Annotated in this window: 12 protein-coding genes; 6 read left to right on the top strand and 6 right to left on the bottom strand. The window is 74.5% G+C overall.

Features of this window, described 5'->3' with window-relative positions; translation table 11 throughout:
- Window positions 1–275 precede the first annotated feature (275 nt).
- A complete protein-coding gene (locus ACFP1K_RS22510; protein ID WP_380756497.1) occupies window positions 276–1,298 on the top strand; it encodes a LacI family DNA-binding transcriptional regulator in 1,023 nt (340 codons plus the stop codon).
- Window positions 1,295–2,323 carry a LacI family DNA-binding transcriptional regulator gene (locus ACFP1K_RS22505; RefSeq protein ID WP_380756495.1) on the top strand — a complete coding sequence of 343 codons (1,029 nt, stop codon included), beginning with the start codon at window positions 1,295–1,297 and terminating at the stop codon, window positions 2,321–2,323. Before ACFP1K_RS22510 ends, ACFP1K_RS22505 begins: the two co-directional genes overlap by 4 nt.
- Before the next feature lie 60 nt (window positions 2,324–2,383).
- On the opposite strand, the gene ACFP1K_RS22500 is transcribed toward ACFP1K_RS22505, so the two are convergent.
- The 6 genes from ACFP1K_RS22500 to ACFP1K_RS22475 all read right to left on the bottom strand — a co-directional run bounded on the left by ACFP1K_RS22500 (window position 2,384) and on the right by ACFP1K_RS22475 (window position 6,808).
- Complete coding sequence (locus ACFP1K_RS22500) at window positions 2,384–2,623, bottom strand: hypothetical protein (RefSeq protein ID WP_380756557.1); 240 nt, start codon at window positions 2,621–2,623, stop codon at window positions 2,384–2,386.
- On the bottom strand, window positions 2,542–2,757 hold the full coding sequence (locus ACFP1K_RS22495) for a cellulose binding domain-containing protein (RefSeq protein ID WP_380756493.1): 216 nt from the start codon (window positions 2,755–2,757) through the stop codon (window positions 2,542–2,544). Before ACFP1K_RS22495 ends, ACFP1K_RS22500 begins: the two co-directional genes overlap by 82 nt.
- Before the next feature lie 446 nt (window positions 2,758–3,203).
- Window positions 3,204–3,620: a cellulose binding domain-containing protein gene (locus ACFP1K_RS22490; protein WP_380756491.1), complete on the bottom strand. Its 417-nt coding sequence runs from the start codon at window positions 3,618–3,620 to the stop codon at window positions 3,204–3,206.
- A gap of 309 nt (window positions 3,621–3,929) precedes the next feature.
- Window positions 3,930–4,502 carry a snapalysin family zinc-dependent metalloprotease gene (locus ACFP1K_RS22485; protein ID WP_380756489.1) on the bottom strand — a complete coding sequence of 191 codons (573 nt, stop codon included), beginning with the start codon at window positions 4,500–4,502 and terminating at the stop codon, window positions 3,930–3,932.
- Window positions 4,503–4,739: 237 nt separating this feature from the next.
- The gene (locus ACFP1K_RS22480; protein WP_380756487.1) at window positions 4,740–5,687 is read right to left on the bottom strand and encodes a GNAT family N-acetyltransferase; all 948 of its coding nucleotides are present in this window, start codon (window positions 5,685–5,687) and stop codon (window positions 4,740–4,742) included.
- 200 nt (window positions 5,688–5,887) lie between these two features.
- Window positions 5,888–6,808, bottom strand: coding sequence for a diacylglycerol/lipid kinase family protein (locus ACFP1K_RS22475; protein ID WP_380756484.1), 921 nt, complete (start codon window positions 6,806–6,808; stop codon window positions 5,888–5,890).
- A 133-nt stretch (window positions 6,809–6,941) separates the two neighbouring features.
- Between ACFP1K_RS22475 and ACFP1K_RS22470 the strand changes: the two genes are divergently transcribed.
- The 4 genes from ACFP1K_RS22470 to ACFP1K_RS22455 are packed head-to-tail and all read left to right on the top strand — an operon-like array spanning window position 6,942 to window position 14,605.
- Window positions 6,942–7,874 (top strand): ABC transporter ATP-binding protein, encoded by a 933-nt coding sequence (locus ACFP1K_RS22470; protein ID WP_380756482.1) that lies wholly within the window; start codon window positions 6,942–6,944, stop codon window positions 7,872–7,874.
- Complete coding sequence (locus tag ACFP1K_RS22465; RefSeq protein ID WP_380756479.1) at window positions 7,871–8,590, top strand: ABC transporter ATP-binding protein; 720 nt, start codon at window positions 7,871–7,873, stop codon at window positions 8,588–8,590. Before ACFP1K_RS22470 ends, ACFP1K_RS22465 begins: the two co-directional genes overlap by 4 nt.
- 16 nt (window positions 8,591–8,606) lie before the next feature.
- Entirely contained in the window at window positions 8,607–11,837 is a 3,231-nt protein-coding gene (locus tag ACFP1K_RS22460; RefSeq protein ID WP_380756476.1) for a permease, read from the top strand.
- On the top strand, window positions 11,834–14,605 hold the full coding sequence (locus ACFP1K_RS22455) for an FtsX-like permease family protein (protein ID WP_380756474.1): 2,772 nt from the start codon (window positions 11,834–11,836) through the stop codon (window positions 14,603–14,605). The genes ACFP1K_RS22460 and ACFP1K_RS22455 overlap by 4 nt, the downstream gene beginning before the upstream one ends.
- Window positions 14,606–14,626 lie beyond the last annotated feature (21 nt).

Genomic DNA, 14,626 nt, shown 5'->3' with positions numbered 1-14,626 from the left:
GCCGAAGGACGACGAGCGGGGATGATGAAGCGATCGGCGATGCCCAGGGGAGGACCGGGCGTGATGGTCGGGCGGTCGTGGCTGGCCGTGTACGTCTGCCTCGCGTTGCTGCCTGGGATGCTAGGCAGGGCGATATCGAGCGTCAATGAGACGCGGGCGAGTCAGCCGCTCAGGCCGTTGTTGCATGGAATCGCGGGAGAATATTCGGCCGGGAGTTGCGGTAAGTTGCGGAACCCGGGCCGGGGTCGCGACGATCTCCGGAAGGGAGGTGGGGCATGGCGGCGGGACCCACCATGGCGACGGTCGCGAAGGTCGCCGGCGTCTCGGTGCCGACGGTCTCCCGGGTGCTCGCCGGAAAGCCCGACATCTCCGAGGAGACGCGCAGACGCGTCACGGAGGCGGTGCGCGTCACCGGATACGTGATCCCTAAGGAGCACAGGCGGGGACGCGGCAGGGTCATCGACCTCTTCCTCACGAGCACCGGCCCGGCGTGGGCGGGGGACCTCGTCGCCGGCGCCGAGCGTGCCGCCTTCGCCGCCGGGTGCACGCTGGCGCTCACCGTGACGAGCCATCCGCGGTTCCAGGTCGGCGAGTGGGCGCACGCGCGGCGCTCCCGGCCGTCGGACGGCATCCTGTTCGCCCTGTCGAAGGTGAGCCACGACGAGATCGCCGTGCTGGCGGAGCTGCCGGTGCCGCTCGTGCTGCTCGATCCGGTCGGCTCCAGCGACCTGGCGATCCCGACCGTCGGCGTGACCAACTGGTCCGGTGGCGCGGCGGGGACCCGGCACCTGCTCGAGATCGGCCACCGGCGCATCGGCTTCGTGGGCGGGCCGCGCGGCATGCGGTGCACGCGGGAGCGGTACGAGGGATACCTGGCCGCGCACCGGGAGTTCCGGGTCGCCCCGTATCCGGCCTGCATCCGGTACGGCGACTTCACGGTCGCGGCGGGCGCCGAGCACGGTGGAGCGTTGCTCGACCTCTCCGCCGCACCCACCGCCATCTTCGCCGGCTCGGACGTGCAGGCCGCGGGGGTGTACCAAGCCGCTCTCCGGCGAGGGTTACGCGTGCCTGACGACCTCTCCGTCGTCGGGTTCGACGACGCGGCGATCTGCGCGATGCTCGCCCCTCCGCTCACGACGGTCCGCCAGCCCATGGCGGAGATGGCGGCCGAGGCCGTGCGTCTCATCGTCCAGGAGCAGTCCCGGCGCGGATCGGCGCGGGCACGCAGGGTCGAGCTCGGGACGTCGCTCGTCGTGCGGGAGAGCACCGCCCCACCCAGGGAAGGCGGGACGCCATGAGCGTAGACAGGCCCCGGGGGAAGGCGGCGCGCCCCGGGACGGCCGTGCGGATGGTGACGGTGGCGGAGGTCGCGAACGTCTCGCAGAGCGTCGTGTCGAAGGTTCTCAACGAGCGGCCGGGGGTGTCGGACGCGGTTCGCCGGCGCGTCCTCGCGGCGGTGGGCGCGACGGGATACGAGTGGCACCGGCGCAGGCCGCGCACGGAGGCGATCGAGGTCGTGTTCGGCGCCATCGTGAACGCGGTCAACGCGCCGCTCCTGCGCGGCTTCTGGAGCATGATCCGCGACTCCCCGTTCTCCCTCACGGTGAACCACGTCGGCGCGGACCTCGGCTGGCTCGAAAACCTGATCACGCACCGGCCGAGGGGCATCGTCCTGGCGGTCTCCCCCGTCCCGCCGGAGGTCGCCGGACGGCTGGCGCTGGCCCGCATCCCGACCGTGGTCGTCGACACCATCGGCGACTCCCCGCCGGAGATGAACGCGGTGGGCGCGACCCAATGGCGCGGGGGAGCGATGGCGACCGGCCACCTCACGGGCCTCGGCCACAGACGCATCGCGCTTCTGTCGGGACCGCTCCACATGACCTGCTGCCAGGCCCGCTTCGGCGGCTACCTGGCCGCTTTGCGCGACGCCGGGATCCGCCCCGAGCGCGCGCTCCGCCGTTCGCTCCCCTTCCAGTTCCCCCCGGCGCGCCGCGCCGCGCACGCCCTGCTCGACCTGCCGGACCCGCCGACCGCGTTCGTGGCCGGCAACGACCTCCAGGCGCTCGGAGTCCTGGAGGCGTGCGTCGAGCGCGGCCTGCGCGTCCCGGAGGACGTCTCGGTCGTCGGCTACGACGACCTCGACGCCGCCGTCACCGCGGCACCCGCCCTGACGACCGTCCACCAGCCCCTCGAGGAGATGGCCGCCGAGAGCATCCGCGTGCTCAACACCGTCATCGAGGACCCGAGCCTGGCGCCGATCCGGCTGGACCTCGCCGTCGACCTCGTCATCAGGGAATCGACGAGCCCGGCCCGCGTGCGGTGACGCCCTCCGCCCCGCGGGAGCGTTCGCACCTGCGAACAGATCGGCCGGCGGGATCGAGTGTCAGCCCCAGAACCCGATGACCTGCCTGCCGAGCGACTGCTGGCCCGTCGTGTTGGCGTGGCAGCCGTCCTGAACCTCGTTGGGGCGGAGGCGGAACGTGCCGCCGTAGGTCACGTTCCGCGTGGAGTCGGCGGCGGCCTGCCTGGCGAGGTCGTCGGTCAGCTGCGGGCCGGTGGCGCCTGCCAGGAAGCAGGTCCGGTGTTGGTCAGGCTGACGTCGGCCCCGAAACCCCCCTGCCACTGCGAGCTCACCGTGTAGGTGACCCGGCACCCGGCCGCCGCGGCGTGCACGGCCGGCAGGACCGCGCCGACCGTGACGGCCGCCGCCACCGAAACAATGGCCGCGACTAATAGACGTAACCGAGATAGGCGCATCGCCTCTCCCTCAACTGTGTACTTCCATGGATTCACGATCGGATGTTGGCGCTAACAACGCCGGTTTCAGGGCATTCGGCTGAGTTTTAGGCGAGAACTCCTTTTCTCGGATTTCGAGGCGTGGATTCGTGCCTTGGCGAGGTGCGGGCGGGCCTGGCCCCCTCCGTCGACGTTCGCGGTCCGTAGCGGAACGTAGGACGATTTGATGACGGCGGTAAACGCTAGTGTCAAATGAGGGGCCGGATCTGGCTCGTGGGAGCCTTATCCGGGACTCGTGGGCATGTAACTTCCACGGACGCGCCGCTGTGATCACCGAGAGGCGCCGGCCTGCGCCCGTCAGAAAGCAGGCGGAAACTCAGCGGGAAGGGTGTAGCCGCGGTTTTGGGGAACGCCGCGTGAAGTCATCGGCCGCCCGTCACGGGCGGCCGGTACCAGGTGGGGCCGTCTCAGATGGTGCAGGCCACGCCGTTCAGGGTGAAGTTCCGCGGCGGGTCGCTCACGCCGGTGTGGATGAGGACGTAGCCGATCTCGGCCCAGCTCCCCGCGGCGATGCCGCTGGCCCAGACGGGGGCCCTCACCTGCACGATCGGCAGCGCCTGGGTGAGGGTTCCGACCCAGGCCGAGCTCACGCTCTGCCCGGCGGCGAGCTCGAACTGGAGCACCCACCCGGAGAAAGGCTCGGTCCCGGTGTTGTTGATGGTGATGCCCCCGACCCACCCCGTGGGCCACGAGCTGGCCGTGGTCAGGTCCACGTCGCAGGAGAACCTCGCCAGGGGCCCCATGGCGTGCGCGGTGCCACCCCACAGGGCGGTCGCCAGCAGCCCCGCCGTGCCGATGCCCGCGAGACGCTTGAGAAGTCGCATGGTCTGCCCTTCCGGCCGTGAGGAAGTGGACGCTCGGGGTCCGGGTCGACGTTCCGGACCGCACGTCTCACCTGCCCGGACGACCGGGCGGGAGCGGAGCGGCTTGAGCTGGATCGTCAGCCGCCCCACGCCCGCTGTCAACAGCCGCCCCTCCCCGCTTCCTCCACCCGCATTGGGGCAGCTCGGAAACGGTCCAACGACCTGAAAGTTTCAGCTCCGGCGAGCGCGGCGGGACCTTCCCCGCCCATGGCGGCGCCCCCGGACTCCCGGCCGCGCGGGACGGAACTCCGGGGGCGCCGGTGACCTCCGTTACGGTGCCGGGACCAGGCTGCCGGCGGTGTCCGGGCGGTCGACGTAGAGCTTGTCGAACTCGGCGAAGGGGGCGGAGTCGGCGAAGTTCGCGTTGACCTGGGTGCGCTCGGCGGAGCTGGGGTTGGCGTTGGTGCAGCTGACGGGGGCGCTGGAACCGGACATCAGGTCGGTGCAGCGGCCGGTGCGGCGGTCGGGGAGGCCGAGGATGTGGCCCATTTCGTGGGTGGCGATGCGCAGGGGGTAGTAGCCCTGGGCGGTCGCCTCCCTGCCCATCCAGATGGTGCCGCGGCCCAGGCCGGTGACCTGCGCGCGGGGCCAGTTGTTGTCGGCGAGCACCACGAAGTCGGCGGGCGTGCCCGCCACGAGCCGTACGTTGGTGACGCTCGCGTTCCAGACCTGTGCGGCCTGGTCCACCACGGTGCGGAACTCGGCGGCCCGGCTGGCGTCGTACCGCAGCACGCGCACCGCGACGGCGGTGTGCGCGGACGCCGGCGCGGGCGACACGGTGGCCAGGAAGGCCAGTCCCAGAAGCAGGGCCGAGAGGGAGCGGAGGAACCTTGGGAAGCGCATCGGGGTCTCCTCGGTCGGGGGTGACCACCGCGAGGCGCGCCGAAAGGATCATCGGCGGGGTGTGCCGGTGATCGACGGAGTCCTCGGGTAGGGCTCCCGCCAACGTAACCTCGGCGAGCCGCCCCGGGGATACGCCAGTTCTCCCCTACTACCGTGTTATGGACCGTCCCCCGGCGAGGGTGCCCACGGTGTCAGGGGAACGGCGCGGCGGCGGACGCCGCCGCGCCGGGGACGTGTTCAGGACCAGGCGTAGTGGATCTCGCGCTCGTAGTTGTCGTAGCCCGCGCGTGCGAAGGCGGCCGCCATAGGGGTGTTGCCGAGGTCGGTGGCGGCGCGGATGCGTGGGACGCCGGTCTCGGCGAGGATGCGGGTGCCTTCGGTGAGCAGCGCGTCGACGTAGCCGTGGCCGCGGTGGGCGGGGCGTACGCCGATGTAGGCGATGATCGCGTTGTAGCTGTTCTTCGCGGCGATGACGAAGCCCACGGGCTCGCCGCCGGGCAGGACGGCGACGCGCCACCAGTCGCGGGGGGTGGCGTACTTGGTCATCTCGTCCTCGTACTGCTCCTCCGCCGCCTGGCGGGGTGTCATGGTCAGCAGGTCGCGCCGGCTGTGCGCGTCCAGCGTGCCGTCGAGGATCTCGGTCATCAGGGCGACCAGCTCTTCCCGGCCGGTGACCGGCCGGAACGTCAGCCGCTCGTCCGGGGCCGCGAGAGCCGTGCCGGGGTTCCACTGGTAGCGCAGGCGCTCCACGAAGAGCTTGGCCCCCTGGCCCTCGACGAGCGTGACCAAGGTGTCGACGACCGGCCGTACGGCGGGGTCGTCCCGCCAGCCGCCGGGGACGAAACGCACGTACTGCGGCGGCCTGGCGCCCTCGGGGACGACCGCGGCCAGTGCCGTCTCCAGCAGCGCGCGGCCCGCGGCCTCGTGGCCTTCGGCGCAGTCGAAGACGTCGAACAGGAGGGGTTCCCGGTCACCGGGGCGGCACCACCAGCCGGCCCGGGCCACGACCCGCCCCTGGTGCAGGGCGACCCAGAGCCACTCGGGCCTGCGGCGACCGGTGCTCAGGTCGTCGGCGATCTCGTCGTTGAATGCGTAGGCAAGCTCGTTGAACAGCCCGGCCTCGTCCGCCCCGGTGATCGGGCGGACGGTCAGGCCGAGAGGGTACTGCGGTACTGCTGCGGTCAAGACGCTCTCCTTGCGAGTTAGCGCAGTGGCCGCCCCCGGGTCAGCGGTTCAGGTCCGCCCGGGAGGGCCGGCGCTCGATGGACTCACTGGTCATCGCCTGCCCTCCTTTCGTGCTCGGTGCGTGCCGCGTGGCACGGACGCTCGTGTCCGGTGCCCGAGTTCTACCCGCCGGGGCGGCGGACCCGCAACTCGATTTGCCGCTACCCGGCCGTGCTCTCCTCCGGCGCGTCCCGGGGCCCGGCGTGCTCGGGGACGCAAAGGGTGAGCGCGCCCGGCGCGACCGTCGCCTTCAGCTCGGTCGTGGCGTCGCGGTCGCCGCCGTCCAGCTCGTAGGTCAGCGCGGTGGCGAACCTCGCCGTGACCTCCCTCGCCCTGGTGATCCGGAGGAAGGGGGAGTCCTCGGAGCGGCCCGTCGCCATCGTGCCGAACACCCGCGCCCACTGGATCGGGCCCTTGGCGGTGGAGACCCCCACCTCCAGCCAGCCGTCGTCGGGACGGGCGTCGTCGAAGGCCTCGATGCCGCCGGTGATCGTGCCGACGTTGCCGAGCATCAGGCAGCTCGCCTCCTCCTTGAACCACGTCACGCCGTCGATCTCGATCTCCATCGGCACCGGCGACCCCCCGACGTGCCGGACCGCGGCCCGGAAGTACGCGAGGCGGCCGAGCTTGCCCTTGGCGGCGCCGTCGACGTCGGCCATCATCTCGGCCTCGAACCCGGCACCGGCCATGACCGCGAAGTGCTCACCGTTCAGCACCCCGAGGTCCAGCTTCCTGTGCCGCCCCTCGAAGCCGATCCGCACGCTCTCGTCGAGATCCTCCGGGACGCCCATGTTCCCCGCGAAGAGGTTCCCCGTCCCCGCCGGGAGGATGGCCATCGGCACCCCGGACCCCGCCATGGCGTCGGCGCAACGCTGCACCATCCCGTCGCCGCCCCAGACGAAGACCAGCTCGGCGCCCTTCTTCAACGCCTTCTTCGCCTTCTTCGGCGCCTTCTTGCTCTTCGGCACCTCGTACCAGAGCAGCTCGCCCACGTCGTACTCGGATAGGGCCACCCTGAGGCGGTCGAGCCCGCCGCCGAGCGTCTTCTTCTGATGCGCGATGACCGCGACCTTGGTAGGCATACCGCGACGACTACCCCGCGAATCGGCGTTGAGCGCTCCGGGCAGGGAGGTCTTTCGCGGGACGGAAGCCCGATAGCGCCCGCGCGGACGAGGGCTATACAGTTCTGGCCCGAGGCCGGACCGGAGGAGGGGGATGTCCATAACACCGCTGTCCCTGCCGCAGCCGCCTCAGAAGGCGCCTGAGTTCGGACGGGATTCGCTGATCGTCTGCGAGAGCCTGGTACGCATCTACCAGTCCGGATCGGTCGAGGTGCAGGCGCTGCAGGGGCTGGACCTGATGGTGGACGGCGGCGAGATGGTCGCCATCGTCGGGGCGTCCGGCTCGGGCAAGTCGACGTTGTTGTCCATCCTCGCCGGGATCGACGCGCCCACCGCGGGACGGGCGCGCGTCGACCGGTGGAACCTCCTGGCGATGTCCCGCGCCGACCGCGTGCACTACCGGCGGCACACCGTCGGGTTCGTCCGGCAGCAGACGGCCGCCAACCTCCTGCCCTACCTCACCGCGCGGCAGATGGTCGACCTGCCGATGACGGCGACCCGCACCCCGGCCCGCGTCCGCCGCGCCCGCGCCGCCGAGCTGCTGGACACCCTCGGCGTCGGCGACTGCGCCGACCGGCGTCCCGCGCAGCTGTCCGGCGGGCAGCAGATGCGGGTCGCCATCGCGGTGGCCCTCGCCAACGAGCCCCGGGTCCTGCTGGCCGACGAGCCGACCGGCGAGCTGGACACCGCCACCTCCGCCGAGGTCTTCGGGGCGTTGCGCAACGTCAACAAGCAGCTCGGTGTCACGGTCGTCGTGGTGACCCACGACCCCGAGGTCAGCGGCCAGGTCGAGCGGACCGTCGCGATCCGCGACGGGCGCACCAGCAGCGAGGTGCTGCGCCGCACCGCCACCCGCGACGACGGCGGCACCCACGTGATCGCCGAGGAGTACGCCGTGATGGACCGGGCCGGGCGGGTACAGGTGCCGCGCGACTACCGCGAGGCGCTGGCGATGACCAGGCGGGTGCGGCTGGCGCTGGAGGCCGACCACGTCGCGATCCGCCCCGACCTCGACGGCCGCGCATGAGCGCCGCCTCCATCACCAGGCCGCTGCTCACCGTGCGCGGCGTCCACCGGCGCTTCGGCAGCGGCCCGACCGCCGTCCACGCCCTGCGGGACGTGTCCTTCGACGTCGCCGCCGGCACCATGGTCGCCCTCGTCGGCCGGTCGGGTTCCGGCAAGACCACCCTGCTCAACGTCATCGGCGGCCTGGACCGCCCGGACGCCGGCACCGTCCACGTCGACGGCACCGACGTCACCTCCCTCGACGAGGACAGCCTGTCCCTGCTGCGGCGCGAGAAGGTCTCCTACGTGTTCCAGACGTTCGGGCTGATCCCGGTGCTGTCGGCCGCGGAGAACGTCGGCGCGCCGTTGCGCCTGGCTCGCGTCCCCCGGGTGGAGCGCGAGCGCCGGGTCGAGCTGCTGCTGGACCTGGTGGGCCTGGCCGACCACGCCGAGCAGCGTCCGGGCGAGCTGTCCGGCGGCCAGCAGCAGCGGGTGGCGATCGCCAGGGCCCTGGCCGCGTCGCCCCGGCTGCTGATCGCCGACGAGCCGACCGGGCAGCTGGACGCCGAGACGGGCCTTTCGGTGATGGCGCTGCTGCGCGGCGTGGTGGAGTCCGAGGGCGTCACGGTGCTGGTGTCCACGCACGACCCGGTGATGATCGCGCTGGCCGACCGGGTCATCCGGATCGCCGACGGGCACCTGTCCGATGGGCAGATCGACGGGCGGGAAGCCTCGTGACCGTCCCGAGCGGCCCGTGCTGAGGCTGCTCGGCCGCCGCGCCCGCGCGCAGTGGCCGCTGCTGGCGGCTCTCCTGGCGGTCGTCATGGTCGGCCCCACCCTGCTCGGCACCTGCGCCCTTCTCCTCACCCGCACCGCCGAGCGCGCCCTGGAGGCCGCCGCGTCCCGCGCCACTCCCGACGACGTCAGGGTCACCGCCTACAACGTCACCGTCCTCGGCCCCAACGCGCGATCCGTCGTCGGCGACACCCGCCGCGTGCTGACCTCCTCGCTCGCCCCGTTCGCCGTGACGACGTCCGCGCAGGCGTCGTCGGTGCTGCGGTCGCTGCCGTCGCGTGCCGTGGACGGCGGCGTCCCGGTCAGGACCTACCTGTCGGGGCTGGAACACCTGCCGTCCCGCGCCCAGCTGACCACCGGGCGCTGGCCCCGGCCCACGGCCGACGCCGCGCGACCGGCCGCGCCGATGGAGGCCGTCGTGCTGGAGTCCACCGCGCGGCTGCTCGGCCTCACCCTCGGCAGCCGCGTCCAGCTCGGCGCGGAGCTGTCCCGCGACCCGGCCCCGGCGGTCGACGTGACCGTCGTCGGCGTCGTCCGCCCGCTGCTCGGCACCGGCTGGGACCGCGACCCCCTCGCCGGCGCCGGTTACGACCTCGCCTTCAACGACGGCCGCTCCGCGGGGCCGGTCCACGCCTACGGGCCGTTCGTCGTCGACCTCGCCGACATGCTCGCCGGCGGCTCCACCATCGACCGGATGGAGGTCGTCGCCAACCCCGACCTGTCCGCTCCCACCCGCCGCGACCTCGACGCCGTCGCCGCGTCCATGCTCGGTGCCGACCGCCTGCTGGCGCGCACCCTCGGCGACCGTGTGCGGATCGAGCGCATCGCCTCCCGGCTGCCGCTGACCCTGCTCAGCGCCCGCGACCAGCAGCAGGTCACCGCCGCCACCGTGCTCGCCGTCGCCCTCCTCGGCGTCGTCCTGACCGCGACCGCCCTCGCCCTCGCCGGGCGGCTCACCGCCGGCGTGCGCGCCGACGAGACCGCCCTGCTGTCCGCCCTCGGCACCAGCAGGCGCCAGCTCGCCGCCGCCGCGACCGTCGAGGCGGTCGCGCTCGCCGCCCTCGCCGCCGCGCTCGCGATCCCCGCCTCGTCCGCCCTGCACGCCGCCCTGACCCACCTGCCGGCGATGTCGGCCGCCGGGCTGACCGCCGGCCCGGCCGTGACCGGCGTCCAGGTGCTCGCCGTCGCCGGCGGGGCGCTGGCGCTCGCGGCGCTGCTCGTCGTCCTCGCGGTCCGGCCCGCCCCCGTGGCCAGTGGCCGTCGCGACCGGCGTGAGCTGCTGGCCCGCTCCGGCGCCGACCTGCTGCTCGTGGCGTTCGCCGCCGCCGGCTGGTGGCAACTGAACGCTCAGCCCTCCGGCTCCGGCTCCCGCGCCGACGTCGTCCGCGTGCTCGCTCCGGCGCTGCTCCTCACCGCGGGCCCCGCGCTGGCGCTGCGCGTGGTGCTGCCCGCGCTGCGCGGCGTCGACCGGCTGGCCCGCCGCGCCCGCGGGCTGGTGATCCCGCTGGCCGCGTTCGAGGCCGCGCGCCGCCCGCAGGCGGTCGCCGCGGGCCTGCTGATCGGCCTGGCCTGCGCGGCGGGCACGTTCGGGATCGGCTTCGACGCCACGTGGCAGCGCTCGCAGCACGACCAGGCCGACATGTCCGTCGGCACGGACCTCGCCGTCGCCCTCGCCGCCCCGCCGGTCACCGGGCAGGGCGCGACGGTCGTCGCGGCCACCGGGGGAGCGGTCAGCCCGGCCACCGACCGCGGCATCGCGGTCGGGCAGTGGCTCGGCACCGCCGGTGACACGCCGCGGCTGGTCGCCGTCGACACCGCCCGCGCGAAGGCACTGCTGCGCGGGCGGCTGGACGACGGCCGCGACTGGGTGGCCGTGGGCGCCACCCTCGCGCCCAAGGCCCCCGTCGCCGGCGTCGCCGTCCCGGCCGGCGCCGCGCTCACCCTGACCGGGAAGGCGACCGGCCCGGCCCGGCTCGCCGTGATCCCACGGCTGCTGCTGCAGGACGCCACGGGCCTGCGGACCACCTGCGCAGGCATACCCGTCCCGCTCGACGGCAGGGCGCACCCGCTGCCGGACTGCGCGACGGCCGAAGGGCTGCGGGTGGTCGCGGTGTCCCTTCCGTTCGCGGCGGACCCGACCGGGGGCCGGGACGTCGGCATCGGTTCCTCCGGCGCCATCGACGAGTTCCCGATCAGTGTCGGCGAAAGCCGTGTCGCCGTCACGCTCACCATGCCCGGGGCCTCCGCCGCCACGGCGCCATGGACCGCCACCTCCATCGAACCCGCCTCCGGGCAGCTCGGCCAACCGGCCGTCGCCCTCACCGGCACCCCCGCCGGCGCACAGCTGAAGATGACGACGACCATCGAGCTCACCGGGCCACCCGACGCTGCCCGCACCCTCGTCGCCACCGCCTTCCCCGACCCCGGCCCGGTACCCGTCGCCGTCTCCACCCGGTTCGCCGAGGGGGTCGGCGCCGAGCGCGGCTCGCAGCTCAGCCTCACCGTCGGCACCACGCCCGTGCCGGTCACCGTCAGCGAGGTGCTTCCCGCGATCCCGTCCGCCCCGGCCGCCGCCGCCGTCCTGGCCGACCTGGACACCCTTTCCCGGTCCCTCGCCTTCAGCGGCAACCTGGATTTCCCGGCGGACGCCTGGTGGGTCGGCAATCCCACCGCCGGCGCCGCCGCGCGCGTCGACGGCCTCCACCTCGGCACCGTCACCACACGCGCCGCCGAGACCGCCCGCCTCACCGTCGACCCGCTGCGCGCCGGACTGCCCGCCGTGCTCTGGCTGCTCGTCCCCGCCGCGGCCCTGCTGCTGCTCGCCGGCGTCGTCCTGCACGTGACCTGCGACATCCAGATCCGCGCCCTCGAGGTGGCGCGGCTGCGGGGCCTCGGGATGTTCCGGCGGGAGATCCGCACCGTGCTGCTCAGCCAGCACGTCGGCATCCTGCTGCCCCTGCTCGCGGCGGGCGCGGTCGTCGGGGCGCTCGCCACCCACGTCGTCGTTCCCCTGCTCATCCGCTCCGACATCGGCGCCGCGCCCGTCCCGTCCGTCCTGCCCAACTGGCCGTGGGCGGCCGAGTCCGCCCTGCTCGCGCTGCTGCTGGCCGGGTGCGCGCTCGCGGTGACCGCCGTGGTCACCGTCCAGGCGCGCCGCGCCGACGTCGCGCACCTGCGGGTGGCGTCGTGAGGTGGCCCGCCGCCCTGCGGCCACCCGCCCTGCACTGGCCGAGCGTCCGGGGCCGTGCCCGCGCCGACGCGGGGTCCCTGCTGCTGGCCGGCGCCGTCGTCGCGGTCGTCACCCTGCTCGCCGGGGCCGTGCCGCCCTTGCTGCACGCGACCGCCGACGACGCCGTCCGGGACGCGGTCCGCCGTGCCGACGGGGCCGCCGACATCCTGGTCCGTGCCCGCTGGGAACGCGACGACGGCCCCTTCGGCGGTCGCGTCCGCGATCCCGCCCTCGCGAGCGGCATCGACGACTTCCGCGAGAGAGCCGCGGACGCGCTCGGCCCCCGCCTGCGCGCCGCGCTGCGCCCGTCCGTCGCCGTCGTCGACAGCACCACCCTCAAGATCACCAACGGTGACGCGCCGCGCAGCTTCCGGCTCACCTACCTCGCGAACGACAAGGCCGCCGGCGGCGGCCCGGCCGTGACCTGGATCGCGGGCGGCCCACCCCGCGCCTCGGTGTCCGCTTTGGACAGCCGCACCGAGATCCCCTACGCGGGACCGCCCTGGCCGGTGCAGGTCGGCCTGTCGGAGGCGGGCGCCAGTGCCCTCAACGTGCGTCCCGGCGCCCGCATCCCGCTCGTCGACGACCAGAGGCGCGTCAAGGACGTCACGGTCAGCGGCATCTTCCGGGCGGCGGACGCCACCGACCCCGCCTGGCGGCTCGCGCCCTGGCTGCTGCGTCCGGCCGCCGGCATGGACGGCCCCGGCATCACCCGGTTCGGCGGCCTGCTGTCGCCCGACTCCCTGCCCGACGCCCGCCTCGCCATGGAGCAGGACCAGCTGGAGCGCACCGCGTGGTTCGCCCCCAACCCCGGCGTGCTCACCTGGGAATCCGCCCGCGCGATCGCCGCGACCGTGGTCGCGGGCAAGGCGGCCTCAGGCTCCTCCGCCGACCTCGACAGCACGTTGAAGTGGCAGACGGGGCTCGACGCCGTGCTGCGGGACGTCGCGGTCCAGATCGACGCGGCGTCCGCGCAGGCGTCCGTCCTGCTCGCCGCCGTCCTGGTCGTCGCGATCCTGGTCCTGCTGCTCGCCGCCGACCTGCTGGTCGGCCGGCGCGCTCCGGCGCTGGCCGCCGCCAGGCAGCGGGGGGCGGCCCTGCCCGACCTCGGCGCCGAGCTGCTGCTGGAGTCCGCCGCGGTGGCGCTGCTGTCCGCCGCGGCCGGGCTCGCGCTGGCCGGCGTGCTCGGTCCGGGCGCCGCCCTCGGGTGGGTGGTCCCCGTGGTGGTCGCCGCGGTCGTCGCAGGCCCGGCGTTCGGCACGCTCGCCGCCGCTCGTGCCACCCGTGACCGGCGTGTCCCCGCCAACCGGTCCGCGCGCCGCTCGGCCCGTCACACCGGCCGGTTGCGCCGTGCCACTCTGGAGGCCGCGGTTGTGATCGCCGCGGCCGCCGCCTTCGTGGCGCTGCACCAGCGCGGGATCCTCCCGCCCCCTTCCGCCGGTGCCGTGCCCGACCCCGACGGCGGCGCGGCGCTGCCCGCGAGCGCGCCCGCTCTCGGCGTCCTCGCCGGCGCGCTCGTCCTGCTGCGGCTGCTGCCCGCCGGGACGCGCCTCGCACTGACCCGGTCCCTGCGCTCGCGCCGCCCGCTGGCGGTGTTCGGCGCCGCGCGCGCCGCCGCGACGTCCGCACGCGTGCTGCCGCTGCTGGTCATGGTGGCCTCCGTCGCGCTGGCGTCGTTCGCGTTCACCCTCGGCGCCACCGCCTATCAGGGCCTGGCGGACGGCGCGTGGCGCACCGTCGGCGCCGACGCCCGCCTCGACGTCGCTCCCGCCGCCGCGGCCTCCACACCCGCGCTCGCCCGGCGCGTCGCCGCCGCGCCGGGAGTCCGGCAGGTCCTGCCCGCGCAGGTGACCGAGAGCGCGCGCGTCGTCTCCGGCTCGTCGATCGCCGCCCCGCGCCTGGTGATCGTGGACGTCCCCGCGTACCGGCGGCTGCTGGCCGCCACCCCGCTGCCGGACACGCCCGCCCTCACCCGGCTCACCGGAGCCGTGAACGGCGCCGTCCCCGCGCTCGTGCTCTCCGGCGACGGCGACCTGCGTCCCGGTATGCGGCTGGAACTGCTCCGGGCCGGCCTGCCCTCCATCCGGCTCACCGCCGTCGGCACCGCACCCTCCGTCGGCGACGCCGCCGACGTCGTCCTCGTGGACGCCGCGACCATCGCCGCCGCCGGCATGCCCGTCGTCCCCAACACGGTGTGGATGACCGGCCCCGGAGCGGGCCGGGCCGCCGCCGCGAACGCCGCCAACGCGAAACCCGTGCTGCTCTCCGCCGTGCTGGACGCCCGCCGCGCGGCCCCGCTGACCTCGGGCCTGCTCCAACTGGCATGGGCCTCCGCCGCGACCCTGCTGGCCCTCGGACTGCTCGGTCTCGCTCTCGGTGCCGCCGCGAGCGCGCCGGACCGGTGGCAGACCCTGACCCGGCTCCGTACCCTCGGCCTGCGGCCACGGGACGCCCGCTGGGTCGCCGCCGGGGAGCTGCTGCCGCCGGTGGTGGTCGCCGCCCTGGCCGGCCCCCTGCTCGGGGTGCTGCTCGCGAACCTGACGTTCGCCCCGCTCGAACTACGCCTGCTCACCGGCCAGGCCGCCGACCCCGCTCCCGTGCTGTCGTGGTGGACACTCGGCCTGCTGACCGTCACGCCGCTGGTGGCGGTCGCGGTGGTGGTCCCCATCGAGTCGGCACGCCGCCGGCGCCGGCGCCTGGGGGAGGTACTCCGCGCGGGCGGGAGCTAGGCGGGAGTGGGCGCGCCCGGA

Origin of the sequence: Sphaerisporangium aureirubrum, assembly GCF_042658925.1 — a bacterium.
GTDB lineage: Bacteria > Actinomycetota > Actinomycetes > Streptosporangiales > Streptosporangiaceae > Sphaerisporangium > Sphaerisporangium aureirubrum.
This window is presented reverse-complemented; position numbering and strand designations above follow the sequence as displayed.

Bases quoted from the DNA above. Each gene is read 5' to 3' on its own strand.
- ACFP1K_RS22465 (WP_380756479.1), top strand. From the start codon at position 7,871: ATGAGCGCCGCCTCCATCACCAGGCCGCTGCTCACCGTGCGCGGCGTC.
- ACFP1K_RS22490 (WP_380756491.1), bottom strand. From the start codon at position 3,620: ATGCGACTTCTCAAGCGTCTCGCGGGCATCGGCACGGCGGGGCTGCTG.
- ACFP1K_RS22495 (WP_380756493.1), bottom strand. From the start codon at position 2,757: ATGCGCCTATCTCGGTTACGTCTATTAGTCGCGGCCATTGTTTCGGTG.
- ACFP1K_RS22485 (WP_380756489.1), bottom strand. From the start codon at position 4,502: ATGCGCTTCCCAAGGTTCCTCCGCTCCCTCTCGGCCCTGCTTCTGGGA.
- ACFP1K_RS22470 (WP_380756482.1), top strand. From the start codon at position 6,942: ATGTCCATAACACCGCTGTCCCTGCCGCAGCCGCCTCAGAAGGCGCCT.
- ACFP1K_RS22475 (WP_380756484.1), bottom strand. From the start codon at position 6,808: ATGCCTACCAAGGTCGCGGTCATCGCGCATCAGAAGAAGACGCTCGGC.
- ACFP1K_RS22510 (WP_380756497.1), top strand. From the start codon at position 276: ATGGCGGCGGGACCCACCATGGCGACGGTCGCGAAGGTCGCCGGCGTC.
- ACFP1K_RS22505 (WP_380756495.1), top strand. From the start codon at position 1,295: ATGAGCGTAGACAGGCCCCGGGGGAAGGCGGCGCGCCCCGGGACGGCC.